We start from the raw sequence: 12,664 nt of genomic DNA on the forward strand, positions 1-12,664 counted from the left end.
GGCTGACTGAAGCTTGTGCCAAGTAGCAGGTAAATCCCCAACTGATGGAGACAAACTCATGAAAAATCGACAAACGAGGACGGCTCCCTCCCAGGCCGCAGTGCACATGATTGCCGCTGCAGCGGCATTGGTCGCAACCAGTGGTGCACACGCACTGGAGCTTGACACTGGCAATCCCGACTTCAAGGTGCGTGCCGATGCGACGGTTCGATACAACTTGGGGGTTCGTACCGAGGCACAAGACCAGCGACTGTTGAATTTTGCCACCACCGACGAAGGCAACGCCAAGTTCGGCCGTGGAGATATCGTGTCCAACCGGCTCGATCTTTTGGGGGAACTTGACCTTAACTACAAAGGGATCTTTGGGGCGCGGATCAGTGCCGCAAGCTGGTACGACCATGCGTATCGCGATAGGTCGGTGTCTTCGCCTGCTGGTTCCGCGACGTCGTACAACAACAACCGGTTTAACGATCAGGTCAACCGCTTTGTCCACGGCCCGTCTGGCGAAGTCCTGGATGCGTTCGTCTGGTCCAACTTCGATCTCGGTTCTGTTCCCGTCAACGTCAAGTTGGGCCGCCACACGGTGGTTTGGGGTGAAGGCATGTTCATCGGCGCCCATGCCATTTCCTATGGCCAGTCGCCCGTGGATGGCATGAAGGCTGTTTCCAGCCCGGGCATTGAGACCAAGGAAACTTTCTTGCCCATCAACCAGTTGACCTTCAAGGCGCAGGTGACCGACAAGCTGTCTCTTGCAGGCCAATATGCGCTGGACTGGAAGGCGACGCGCGTACCGTATGCCGGTACATATCTGATGGGCGCCGACAACGCGCCCGGTGTCGATCGTTTTGCCCTGACGCCCTGCAACCCGGCACTGGGTCCTTATTCCTGCCTGGCCATGGCCAACACGGCAGTTAAGACTTCGGGCGACAAGAATTGGGGGCTTTCCGCGCGTCTGGATGTGGACGCCATCGATTCCACCCTGGGCGCCTACTATCGGCAGTTCAACGATACCAATCCGGAAACGGGCATTCAACTCACCAGTTTCGCTCCGGTGTCGGCACCCTACAACACTATCCTGGGGGCAGCGCTGCCGAGTACCTTCAGGTTTGTCTACCCGGCCGCTACCAAGCTCTGGGGCCTGAGTCTTTCCAAGTCTGTGGGCCCGGTGAGCGTTGGCTCCGAAGTGTCCTGGCGCAAGAACGCGCACCTCAATTCGGTTGCCAGCTATACCGCTACCAGCACGGGGGCGACGGGAGACACTTTCCATGCCGTGGTGAATGGCACGTACGGGCTGCCCAAGACACCCCTCTGGGATACCGGTACGCTGATCGGCGAACTCGCGTACAGCCGCCTGCTGAAGGTCACGGGTAACGAGCAGTTGTATCGCGGTGTCGGGTATGCCGGTTGCGTGAGGCTCGGAACGAGCGGTGCCACCGCCCAGCCGGGGGACGTGACCGACACCTGCTCGACCAAGAACTATTGGGAGCTTGCGCTGCGCTTCACGCCCCAATACCTGGGCGTGCTGCCGTCCCTGGATGTGTCGGTTCCAGTAACCGTCAGCTACGGACTCAAGGGTTCGGCCGCCACCGGCGGTGGCGGCTTTGAAGGCCTCCTCAAGTGGTCAATCGGCATTGCTGCCACCTACGCAAGCAAGCATGAATTCAGCCTGACCTATGCGGACATGTCCGTGCCAACCAAATACAACGCTGCCGCTACGGCCGCCATTGGTGGCAACGCACTCAACAGCAGCGTGGGCGCAACCGATCGTGGTCGCCTGTTTTTCACCTATAAGACCTCTTTCTGATTCCCTGGAGCTGCAATCATGAAATTCCACAACATCCTTTCGCTGGTTGCCATTGGCCTTGCCACGCCAGCTTTCGCGGCCGTGACAGCGGAGGAGGCCAAGCAACTGGGCACCACCCTGACCCCGTTCGGAGCGGTCAAGGCAGCCAATGCCGATGGCAGCATCCCGGCCTACACCGGGGGGTTGACCAAGGCTCCTGAGGGCTTCAAGCCGGATAGCGGCTTCTGGACCGATCCGTTCAAAGACGAAAAGCCCGTGCTGCGCATCGACAGCAAGAACATGGCACAGCATGCAGCCTTGCTGAGCGAAGGGCAGAAGCACCTGCTGTCCAAGTACCCAGGGTACTACCTCAATGTGTATCCCACGCACAGAACGGCGGCCTATCCCAAGAAGATTCTGGATGCGACCGTCCGCAATGCGACCACGTGCAAGGCAACCAAAGAGGGCCTTGCCATTGAAAACGCCTGCCGCGGTGGCATCCCGTTCCCCATTCCGAAGACCGGATACGAGGTGATGTGGAACCAAATCCTGCGTTACCAGGGAGAGACCGCGATCACCACTGCGGCCTCCCGCTCCTGGGTGATTGATACTTCGGGCAAGGCCGTGGTGACGGCGGAGCAAGCGACGTTCCAGGACTTTGTGTACTACCAGACCGACGTGGCAGATCGCGATCCGGACATGGCGTGGCGGGTGTATTCGATCAGCAAGGTGCCGGCACGGCGTGCAGGAGAAATGACAGGCTTGGCCGACTACCTCGATCCCGTGGCTCGTCCGCGCAAGGCATGGAGCTACACCCCGGGCTTGCGCCGCGTGAAGCTCTCGCCGGAGTTCGCGTATGACACTCCCGTGGCAAGCATGGGGGGCGTGACCTTGTTCGACGAACTGTTCGTGTTCTCTGGGACCATGGATCGATTCGATTTCAAGCTCATCGGCAAGAAGGAGATGTACATCCAGTACAACGCCTACAAGAATCTGTACGATTGCCCGACGGCCGAAAAGGCTTTGCTGCCGAACCACGTCAATCCGGAGTGCGAGCGCTGGGAAAAGCACCGTGTCTGGGCCGTGGAAGCCACGCTCAAGCCGGGCCAGCGTCATGCGTATTCCAAGCGCATCTACTACTTTGATGAAGATTTGACCGGCGCCGCCAACTACGATGCCTTTGACCAGAATGGTCAGTTGTACCGTAGCCTGTTTCAGGCTGCTTCGCCGATGTACGACAAGCAGATCCCCTTTGCTGCGAAGAACGTGGTGTACGACTTCAACAAGGGCATGTACGCCTATGTCAACGATGTGATGGTGGGAGGCTACAAGGTGCTTCCGTCCGCGCGCAGCGAGCGCGAGATGAATCCTGAAGCCATCGTGTCGCGTGAATCGGCTCGCTGAACCTCGTGCATGACGAACCTCGATCGGATCCCCGGGCCATGACTTTCCTGCATCCTTTCCTGCGGTTGCGTTGGGCTTGCGCCGCGCTCGTTGGCGTGTGTGTACTGCTGCCGGTGCCGTGGGTGATCGCAGCGCAAGGCGCAGCCCGCCTGGATCTGATCGATGCGCCATCACGAGCCCTTGTGGCGGCGCAGCGGGCGATGGTCAGCGGGGTGGCGAGCCAAGGCGGGCGCACCATTGCGGTGGGTCCGCGCGGTTTGATCCTGCTGTCCGAAGATGGTGGGGTATCGTGGCGCCAGGTCGGCAGCCCGGTCTCCACCGACCTCACCACGGTGCGCTTCGCCAGTTCCGGCGTGGCGTGGGCCGTAGGGCACGATGCCGTGGCCCTGAGGTCGCCCGATGGCGGCGCCTCGTGGACGCGGGTGCTGGACGGGCGTGCGGTACTGATGCTGCTGCGCGATTCCGCCAAAGGCTCCGAAGAGAGGGAGGCGGAGATCCAGCGGACAGTTGGGCAATCGGCCACGGCGGACGTCTGGCCCGCGCCGTTGCTCGACATTTGGTTCGCTCCCGATGGCCTCACCGGCTTTGCCGTGGGCGGTTTCGGCTTGATCCTGAAAACCAGCGATGCCGGCAACACGTGGCAACCCTGGCTATGGAAAACCGACAATGACCAGCGGTACCACCTCTATGCACTGGCAGGTGGGGAAGGGGGCGTCTTCGTCGCAGGTGAGCAGGGCCTGGTGATGCATCTCGATGCAACAACCCAGCGCTTCAAACGTGTGCAGACGCCTTACAACGGCAGCTTCTTCGGGATCTCGCAGTTCGGTGCCCGCTTGGTGGCCTACGGCCTGCGTGGCAATGCCTTTGTCAGCGAGGACGCTGGGCATGCGTGGAAAAAGATCGAGACCGGTCTTGATGCCAACCTGGTAAGTGCGGTCACCCTTGAGGATTCCGCTTTTCTAGTGTCGCAGCAAGGGAGTGTGCTCGCCGTGGATTTCGCTGCCGCTCGCGCCACGGTATATGACCAGGCACCAGGTGCTGAGGTCTATGACGCCGCGATGACCGACCCCCATCGTCTGGCTCTGGCACGCCTGAACGGTGTCGGAGTCATCGCGCTCCCCACGCAAGGTAAATGAAGGCCGCAGATCCCATGGATCTCCCTCACGAAAGTTTTGATGTCTGCTCATTCCCAGCAACCCGCCATGCCGGTCGTTCGCGATCCGGCACAGTTCGACCGCAAGTCAGGCAGCCGCCTGGAGCAACTGGTGTTCAACAACCGGCTGTTGGTGTTGCTCCTGTGCCTTGCGGCTACCGCAGTGCTGGGCTACTTCGCTCTGAAGCTGGAAGTCAATGCCAGCTTTGAGCGGATGATCCCATCCTCCAGCCCGTACATTCAGACCTACTTTGCCTATCGGGAGGAACTCCCCGGGTTGGGAAACACGGTGCGGGTCGTCGTGGAGAACAAGAGCGGTGATGTCTACGACGCAGCCTACCTGGAAAAACTGCGCAAGGTCAATGACGCTCTCTACCTGATTCCAGGGGTCGACCGCTCGTGGATGAAATCGCTCTGGATGCCCATCGTGCGCTGGCGGCAGGTGACGGAGGAGGGCGTGGTGGGGGGGCCTGTCATGCCGCCGGACTACAGCGGCAGCCAGGAATCGATCGGCAAGCTCAAGGAAAACGTTGGGCGGTCAGGCATTGTTGGAAGCCTGGTGGCCAATGACGCGCGCTCTACGATGATCATCGTGCCGTTGCTGGATCGGCATCCCAAGACAGGCGAGCCGTTGAACTATGGCGAGTTCTCCCGCATCCTGGAGAAGGAGATCCGGTCGTTCGAGGACGAGAGCACCGGCATTTACATGGTCGGGTTTGCAAAGATCGTCGGCGATCTGATCGCAGGGCTCCATGAGGTGATGCTCTTTTTCGGACTCTCGGTGGCGGTCGCCGCGCTGTTTGTCTACCTCTATACCCGGTGCATCCGCAGCACCGTGCTGCTGGTGAGCGTGGCCGTTGCCGGGGTGGTGTGGCTGCTGGGGTTGATGAACCTGCTGGGCTACGAGCTGGACCCCTACTCGATCCTGGTCCCATTCCTGATTTTCGCGATTGGGCTCTCGCACGGTGCCCAGAAGATGAACGGCATCCTGCAGGACGTGGGCCGTGGGACGCACAAATACGTTGCCGCGCGCTACACCTTCCGGCGCCTCTTCATGGCGGGCCTGACGGCGCTTTTGACGAACATTGTCGGCTTCGCCGTGCTGGTGATCATCGATATCCCGGTTATTCGCGATCTGGCCCTGACCACCAGCATCGGGATCACGGTGCTGGTCTTCACCAAGCTCGTGCTGATCCCGGTGACCTTGTCCTACATCGGCGTGAGCGAGGCTGCGGCGCGCCGCGCCCTCGCCGAGGACACGACGCGCAAGCAAGGATGGCTCGGACGCACCTGGAGTGCGCTGGATCGCCTGACGGAGCGTCGCGCGGCCACGGTGACGGTGGCGCTTGCCGCCGTGATGACCGCGGTCTGCACGGTCGTGATGTTCGACCTGCGCATCGGCGACCTGGATCCGGGGGCGCCCGAATTGAGGCAGGACTCGCGCTACAACCGCGACAGTGCCTATATCACGGCCCACTACGGGCTGTCGAATGATCAGTTCGTGGTCATCATGACCAATCCTGACGATGGCTGCCGGCTGTACGGCACCTTGCAGTTGATGGACCAACTGGCCCAGGCACTGCGCCAGACCGAGGGCGTGCAGGCCACCAGTTCGCTGGCGGAGTCCACGCGCTTCATCACTGCAGCCTTGAATGAGGGCAGTGGCAAGTGGCTCACCATCAGCCGGGACCAGGGCATCACGAATGCGGCGGTGGGGGCCGCCATGATTGCGAGTCCGGACATCACCAATACCTCGTGTTCCGTCTCGCCACTGATTGCCTATCTGGCCGATCACAAGGCGGACACGCTCAAGCGCGTGCTTCAGGTGAGTGAGGCCTTTGCCGCGGAGCACAACAGTGCTTCTGCCGACGGCGGGCCGCGCTTTTTGCTCGCGGCGGGTTCCGCGGGTATCGAGGCGGCGACCAACATTGAGGTCGAGCGCGGCATCTTGCTGATGTACCTGGCCGTGTATGGCGCCACGGCGCTGCTGTGCCTGCTGACCTTCCGCAGCCTGCGCGCCACCATCGTGGCGATGGTTCCCTTGGTGATCACCACCATCATCTGCAAGGCCTTGATGGTGTGGATGGGCATCGGGCTCAAGGTGGCCACGTTGCCAGTGATCGCGGTGGGTGTCGGCGTCGGGGTGGACTACGCCCTGTACCTGCTGAGTGTGCAGATTGCGATGCAGCGCCGTGGCTCGACGCTCGCCGAGGCATACCGGAGGTCGCTCGACTTCACGGGACGCGTGGTGGCGCTGGTGGGGCTGACCATGGCCGCGGGCGTGATCACCTGGGCGTTTTCGCCGATCAAGTTCCAGGCGGACATGGGCATTTTGCTGACCTTCATGTTCCTGTGGAACATGGTGGGTGCCCTGGTGCTGATTCCCGCCTTGTCCCATTTCCTGCTCAATCCACGGCAGACCAAGTCTGCACTGCCCGCGGATGGCGCACTTTCTCTTTGACTTTTTCCTTCTCTTGGAGCAACGCCTGTGTTTGATCTGTTGATGAGTGCCGACATGATGCTGTCCGACCCGGACGGCATGGCGCAACTGTTGGTGACGAAGCTGGGCCTCCACGGCCATCCCAACTGGCGCCAAGCGTTCGATGGCCATCCCTACATTGCCCATTTCCTGCGGGTTCACAAATCGTTGGCGGTCGCCCCCACCCGCATCGAGCCGCAGTGCCACTTGGACCAACCAAACCCGGGCGATCCGATGTTCCACGACTTCCTGGAGAGCCTCAAGGCTTACCAGGGCGCGCACCGGCCCATGGTGACCCACTCGATCGTGCTGGCCGCGCGCGGCGACAAGTTCGACCTGCTGGTCGAGAAGCTCATGCGCCGGCGCCTGCGGTTCCGCATGGCACAACGCACCCCCGACATGCCGTTCGACCGGCTCTGGCTGGGCGCGACGCCCGAGGATCCCCGCTACCACCCATCGGTGGACGGCGGTCTGTGCATCGAGGTCATGCCCCTGGAGCCGCTGCAGATGCCGGCCGACACCTTCAGCATGCCCCCGCCCGAGCCGCGCGATCCCAAGCCGGGCGACATGGTGCGAGTCACCTCGCGCGGCTACATCGTCCGCAATCTGGACGAAACCCTGCGCACGGTATCGGCCAACCTCGATTGGGAGCCTGGCAGCCCTGTGGAGTCTCTGGACAAGGAGGGGTACCGTCGCGCCCGCATGGAATTCACGGTGCCGCACAGCGCTTCGCTGGACGTGATCGAGGCGACCCGCTGGAACGGTGATGCCGGCGTCTACCTGAATTCCTGGGGGCCCGGCCCCTACTACATCCGCATCGCGGTGAACGGTCTCCAGGCCAAGGCCGAGGACCTGAAGGCACGCGGTACCCGTTTCACCTGGATCGACGAATGCGAGGCCGTGGGTGGGAAGCCGCTGATCCGGGTCGATCCGGCCGACGTGCGGGGGCAACTGTTTGAGTTCGAGGAGTATTGAACCGATGATGGAAACCTCCTTTCACAAGCCGGCCACCCCGACGCGTGACGAAGCTGCGGCCCCCGGGAATGCCGTCGAGGTGGAGCGCCGGGGAGGCGTTGGTTGGATCGTGCTCAATCGCCCGGACCAGATCAATGCGATCAACGACGACATCCGCCGTGGTGTACCCGCGGCGCTGGCCGAGCTCGATAGCGATCCGTCCGTTCGGGTGATCGTGATACGCGGCGCGGGCGCGCGCGGGTTTTGCGCCGGAGCCGACATCAAGGAACGGCGGGCGGCGGAAACATCGGTGCAGGTGCGTCGGCGCATGCAGAAGTCGCGTTGGATCGAGGCGCTGGATCGCACCGAGAAACCTGTGATCGCCGCCATTCATGGCTATTGCATGGGCGGGGGCATGGAACTGGCCTTGGCTTGCGATCTGCGTTTCGCGGCCCCGGACGCCGTGTTTGCCCTTCCCGAAACGGGGCTGGGCCTGATCCCCGGAGGGGGAGGAACCCAGCGCCTTGGAGCCGTGGTCGGCCCGGGGCGTGCTCTGGACTTGCTCCTGACCGGTGATCGCGTCGACGCACGCCGGGCATTCGACATCGGCCTGATCACCCGCATGGCCGACAGCGCTGATTCGCTGCTCGCGGAGGTCACTGCCCTGGCCGAACGCATTGCCCAGAAGCCGCCCACGGCAACGCTGTTCGCCAAGCAGGCTGCACGCGCGGCCTGCCACCTTGACCTCAAGAGTGGCCTGGACCTGGAATTGGATCTGTTCGCCATGCTGGTTCCAATGAACGACGTCAAGGAAGCCGCGCTGGCGTTTCGCGAGAAACGGGCGCCCTGTTTTTCTGGTGAATGAATTTCAAAACATCGCTTTTCTGGAGATGCAATGAGCGAACGCAAACTGGATGGAAAGGTCGGCATCGTGACCGGTGCGGGGGCGGGTCTTGGGGCTGAATGTGCGCGTTCGCTGGCCCGGCATGGAGCCCGTGTCGCGGTGGTGGACATCAACTTGGAGGGCGCTCAGTCGGTGGCCGCCGAAATCGAGGCGGGGGGTGGCAAGGCTCTGGCCATCCAAACCGACCTGACTTCCGAGGAGGGGGTCGCGGCGATGGTTTCAGCCGTGCTCGACCACTTTGGGCGGATCGATGTCCTGCACAACAATGCGGCCGCGTTGGATCCGGCGCAGCGTGCCGGTGACCGCGATGTCTGCAACGTGGACCTTTCCGCATGGGACAGGGCCATGAACGTCAATGCGCGCGGCGCCATGCTGTGCTGCAAGCACGCCATCCCGCACATGCTCAAGGTCGGCGGTGGATCGATCATCTTTGCGACGTCGGGCTTCGGGCTGCTGGGTGATGCAACGCTGACCGCCTATGCCGCCTCCAAGGCGGCCCTGATGGCGCTGGCACGTTCCGTGGCCGCTCAGTACGGCAAGGAGGGTATCCGATCCAATGCCATCATGATTGGCTTTGTGCTCAACGAGCACGCGCAGAAGGGCGTTCCGCAGGAGATCAAGCAGATCCTCCTGGATCAGCACCTGACGCCCCAGCTCGGTTCGCCAAAGCAGATTGCCGACGTGGTGAGCTTCCTGGCCAGCGACGAGTCCTCATTCATCACGGGGGCGGTGATTCCAGTGGATGGCGGCTTCACCAGCCACGCTCCGTCCATGGTGCCCATGCGCGAGTTCTTCGCACGCATGGGATCCAACAAACTCTGAACCCAACCAACCATATCCGACCATGTCTTTATCCATGCATGCCGCCAGCGCGGAAATCTATGCCCGCATGCTGCGCAACCTGCTGACCTGGCTTGACAAAGCCGAAGGCCATGCCCAGGCCAGAAGTTTTGACAGCGCGGCCTTCCTGAATACGAAGCTGTCGCCCGACATGCTGACCTTTGGCAAGCAAGTTGCCATTGCCAGCGAGGTGGCGCGGCTCGCCGTCGCGCGCCTGGGTGCCGTGGAACTGCCTGCCGCTCAAGGCTCCGACGAGAGCTTCGAAGGGTTGCGTGTCCGCGTCCGGGACGCCATCGGCTTCGTGGAAGGCGTTTCGCCGCAGCAATTGGCCGGGAGCGCCGAGCGGCCCCTGGTCGTGCCGCAGCGGCAAGGCGATCCGCTGCACTTCACGGGGCAGACCTTCTTACAGCAGTGGTCGCTGCCGAATTTCTTCTTTCATGTGACCACGGCCTATGCGTTGCTCCGCCAGGCAGGCGTGGAGCTGGGCAAGGCTGACTTTCTGGGAGCCATGGCCTGACCGGGCCGGACCTGGACACGTTCTCCAAGGTGCAAGTACCGGAGGCAAGGCCGGTGATTGACACAGTACCCCGTGGAATCCGGGGTTTTGAACCCCCTGGCAGACCTTCACGGCTTGTACCAGGGGGTGTTTTTTTGCGGGTGGATGTCCACGCGCTCCGAGTGCGCGTGGCACGTTCGTCACCAGCGGTCCAGGTTGGCGCTGTGGCGGGGCTGATCTCATCTTCAGTGCAGGGCAATACTTTCGCAGGGGCCCGGACGCGTGCACGGAAGATACGGGCCAAATTGGCCTCAAGCGCCCATTCAGAACGCGCAAGCAGCTATCAAAACTTCATAGAGGACGTGTTCACCGCTCAGGCAGATCCCGCGCCAATGAACGGGGCATTCATTCGCGTGCTGGTTTCCCGCCGAAGAGTCCAGACCGCCGGAAACTCAGATGCGCTTCCAATCGCCCCCACTGCCCATGGCGGGCGGCGCGCTTTCGTGTGAGACGGGCGCGGCATGGCGGCTGGGCCTTGCCGCTCTGATGCTTGCGGCCCTAGGCTTAATCGATATTCATTCTCTAAGCTCGGAGGATGGTCACCCAGACCCGCGCCCTGGTGGATGGGTTCAAGCCCAGCTACGTGCTGGCCGGCAAGGGCTACGACAGCCCGGAATTGATACAGGCCATCGAGCAGCAAGGGGCGCAGGCCGTGATCCCGCCTCGCAATTGCGAGCGGCCGCGCGCCCCTATGACAAGGCTCGCTACCGCCTGCGCAGTCGAATCGAGCGCTGCTTTGCCAAGCTCAAACAATGGCGGCGTGTGGCCACCCGCTACGACCGCAAGCCCGCCAACTTCATGGCAGCGGTCTTGGCTGCTTCAATCTGGCTATGGCTACAGTGAATGTCGATTCAGCCTAGTGCTCGCTGGCGAGCAGGATGGCTTTTATCGGCGCGCTTGCGTGGAGCGTGCGAGGCACGGGCACGGCACTGATGGTGCGCACGGCCTCTCCGTCCGACAGCTTGAATACCGCCACAGCTTCCACCAGCGCCTGGGACTGGCTGCTCAGGCTGCTGGCGGCCGCGGCCATTTCTTCGACCAGCGCGGCATTTCGCTGCGTGGTCTGGTCCATCTGCGCGACCGCTTCTCCGATTTGTCCCATGTCCTGGCTCTGTGCGCTGCTCGCGGCGCTGATTTCGCCCATGATGTCCGTTACACGGCGGATGGCGGTGACGACCTCCGTCATCGTGGCACCGGCCTTGCCCACGAGCTGCGACCCCTGCTCCACGCGCTCCACGCTGTCGGTGATAAGCCGCTTGATTTCCTTGGCTGCTTCGGCGCTGCGGCCTGCGAGGCTGCGCACCTCGCTGGCTACCACAGCAAAGCCGCGGCCTTGCTCGCCCGCGCGGGCGGCTTCCACTGCGGCGTTCAGGGCCAGGATGTTGGTCTGGAAAGCGATGCCGTCGATCACACTGATGATGTCGGCAATCTTGTGGCTGCTGTCGTCGATGCCCTTCATGGTTTTGACCACTTCGGCGACCACTTCGCCGCCTTGGGTGGCCACGGTGGAGGCACTCAGGGCGAGCTGGTTGGCCTGGCGCGCGTTGTCGGCGTTCTGCTTCACCGTGGAGCCCAGTTGTTCCATCGACGCGGCGGTTTGCTGCAGTGCGCTGGCCTGCTCTTCGGTGCGGCCCGACAGGTCATGGTTGCCCGCCGCGATCTCGGTGCTGGCCGAGGCGACGCCCTGTGCATTGCTGCGCACCGCCGTGACCGTCTGCGCCAGGCTGTGCTGCATGCGCTGCAGCGTCTCCAGCAGGTGGCCCATTTCGTCCTGGGACTGCACGGTGATGTGCCCGCTCAGATCGCCGCTGGCGACGCGGTCGGCCACTGAAACGGCCTGCATCAGCGGGCGAGTGATCGAGCGGATGATGGTGATAGCGAGGAACAGGGCCAGAGCAATGGTCACGGCGCTCGCGACCAGGAGCCCCCGCATCAAATTGCGGGTGGCCGACTCGGCCCGATGGCCGGCTTCGGCCATGACCTGCGCCTGGAGTTCCGCTTGCTTGCGGATCGCGTTCTGGTATTCGATCTGCGCGGGGCGCTGTTTGCTCTCCAGCAAGGCCAGCGCCTCCACCCATTGTTCCTTGGCAAACAGTTCAAGAAACTGATTGCCCAATGCAAGGTCCTTGGCGCGCAGAGGCTTGATGCTCTGGTGCAAGGCCTTACCTTCGTCGGATTCGATGAGCTGATCCAGAATTTGCGTCTGTGCGGCGATGTTGCCGCGTTCGACCTTGATCTGGGCCAGCGCCGCCTGCTGAATGTCCGGGGACGAGAACAAGGCCAGATTGCGGAACTGGATGGTTTCCATGTTCGACCCGTCGATCACCGCACTCAATGCCTTGGTGATGGGGTTGCTCCTTTGAACGATGTCTTCCATCGCCTCACGCTGCGCGGCGGACAGGAACAGCACCATTGCGCCCTGCGCGACCAGCAGCAGCACCATGGTGGAGAACGAAATGGCAAGCCGGGTGGAGATTTTTAAGCGATTCATGACGCGGGGTAGTTGGCAGTGGCGGGCGTGGGCGTGGGTGGGGGTGGGGGTGGGGGTGGGGGTGGGGGTGGGGTCGCCGCGCAGGGCCGCTGAAAGCCCG

10 protein-coding genes are annotated in these 12,664 nt (G+C 62.5%); 9 read left to right on the forward strand and 1 reads right to left on the reverse strand.

Annotated features, from left to right (window positions below; genetic code table 11):
- Window positions 1–106 precede the first annotated feature (106 nt).
- The 9 genes from QZ709_RS00660 to QZ709_RS21270 all read left to right on the forward strand — a co-directional run bounded on the left by QZ709_RS00660 (window position 107) and on the right by QZ709_RS21270 (window position 10,916).
- Complete coding sequence (locus tag QZ709_RS00660; RefSeq protein WP_294635475.1) at window positions 107–1,804, forward strand: DUF1302 family protein; 1,698 nt, start codon at window positions 107–109, stop codon at window positions 1,802–1,804.
- Window positions 1,805–1,822: 18 nt separating this feature from the next.
- The gene (locus QZ709_RS00665) at window positions 1,823–3,187 is read left to right on the forward strand and encodes a DUF1329 domain-containing protein (RefSeq protein WP_060986291.1); all 1,365 of its coding nucleotides are present in this window, start codon (window positions 1,823–1,825) and stop codon (window positions 3,185–3,187) included.
- Between the two features lie 38 nt (window positions 3,188–3,225).
- Window positions 3,226–4,323: a YCF48-related protein gene (locus QZ709_RS00670; protein WP_121506341.1), complete on the forward strand. Its 1,098-nt coding sequence runs from the start codon at window positions 3,226–3,228 to the stop codon at window positions 4,321–4,323.
- Window positions 4,324–4,389: 66 nt separating this feature from the next.
- The gene (locus tag QZ709_RS00675) at window positions 4,390–6,801 is read left to right on the forward strand and encodes an MMPL family transporter (RefSeq protein ID WP_294635476.1); all 2,412 of its coding nucleotides are present in this window, start codon (window positions 4,390–4,392) and stop codon (window positions 6,799–6,801) included.
- A gap of 42 nt (window positions 6,802–6,843) precedes the next feature.
- Entirely contained in the window at window positions 6,844–7,794 is a 951-nt protein-coding gene (locus QZ709_RS00680; RefSeq protein ID WP_294635477.1) for a lactoylglutathione lyase, read from the forward strand.
- A gap of 4 nt (window positions 7,795–7,798) precedes the next feature.
- Window positions 7,799–8,638, forward strand: a complete 840-nt coding sequence (locus QZ709_RS00685; RefSeq protein ID WP_250439245.1) for an enoyl-CoA hydratase/isomerase family protein — start codon at window positions 7,799–7,801, stop codon at window positions 8,636–8,638.
- 30 nt (window positions 8,639–8,668) lie between these two features.
- On the forward strand, window positions 8,669–9,499 hold the full coding sequence (locus QZ709_RS00690; RefSeq protein ID WP_121506342.1) for an SDR family oxidoreductase: 831 nt from the start codon (window positions 8,669–8,671) through the stop codon (window positions 9,497–9,499).
- 34 nt (window positions 9,500–9,533) lie between these two features.
- Window positions 9,534–10,034: a DUF1993 family protein gene (locus QZ709_RS00695; protein ID WP_060986285.1), complete on the forward strand. Its 501-nt coding sequence runs from the start codon at window positions 9,534–9,536 to the stop codon at window positions 10,032–10,034.
- A 525-nt stretch (window positions 10,035–10,559) separates the two neighbouring features.
- Entirely contained in the window at window positions 10,560–10,916 is a 357-nt protein-coding gene (locus QZ709_RS21270) for a transposase (RefSeq protein ID WP_348649990.1), read from the forward strand.
- Window positions 10,917–10,929: 13 nt separating this feature from the next.
- Here the strand turns inward: QZ709_RS21270 and QZ709_RS00705 are convergent, their stop codons facing one another.
- Window positions 10,930–12,564, reverse strand: a complete 1,635-nt coding sequence (locus tag QZ709_RS00705; protein ID WP_121506343.1) for a methyl-accepting chemotaxis protein — start codon at window positions 12,562–12,564, stop codon at window positions 10,930–10,932.
- Window positions 12,565–12,664: the final 100 nt, after the last annotated feature.

The organism is uncultured Aquabacterium sp., from assembly GCF_913773725.1.
Lineage (GTDB): Bacteria > Pseudomonadota > Gammaproteobacteria > Burkholderiales > Burkholderiaceae_C > Aquabacterium.

Bases quoted from the DNA above. Each gene is read 5' to 3' on its own strand.
- QZ709_RS00685 (WP_250439245.1), top strand. From the start codon at position 7,799: ATGATGGAAACCTCCTTTCACAAGCCGGCCACCCCGACGCGTGACGAA.
- QZ709_RS00705 (WP_121506343.1), bottom strand. From the start codon at position 12,564: ATGAATCGCTTAAAAATCTCCACCCGGCTTGCCATTTCGTTCTCCACC.
- QZ709_RS00660 (WP_294635475.1), top strand. From the start codon at position 107: ATGATTGCCGCTGCAGCGGCATTGGTCGCAACCAGTGGTGCACACGCA.
- QZ709_RS00690 (WP_121506342.1), top strand. From the start codon at position 8,669: ATGAGCGAACGCAAACTGGATGGAAAGGTCGGCATCGTGACCGGTGCG.
- QZ709_RS00665 (WP_060986291.1), top strand. From the start codon at position 1,823: ATGAAATTCCACAACATCCTTTCGCTGGTTGCCATTGGCCTTGCCACG.
- QZ709_RS00670 (WP_121506341.1), top strand. From the start codon at position 3,226: ATGACTTTCCTGCATCCTTTCCTGCGGTTGCGTTGGGCTTGCGCCGCG.
- QZ709_RS00675 (WP_294635476.1), top strand. From the start codon at position 4,390: ATGCCGGTCGTTCGCGATCCGGCACAGTTCGACCGCAAGTCAGGCAGC.
- QZ709_RS00680 (WP_294635477.1), top strand. From the start codon at position 6,844: ATGAGTGCCGACATGATGCTGTCCGACCCGGACGGCATGGCGCAACTG.
- QZ709_RS00695 (WP_060986285.1), top strand. From the start codon at position 9,534: ATGCATGCCGCCAGCGCGGAAATCTATGCCCGCATGCTGCGCAACCTG.
- QZ709_RS21270 (WP_348649990.1), top strand. From the start codon at position 10,560: ATGCTTGCGGCCCTAGGCTTAATCGATATTCATTCTCTAAGCTCGGAG.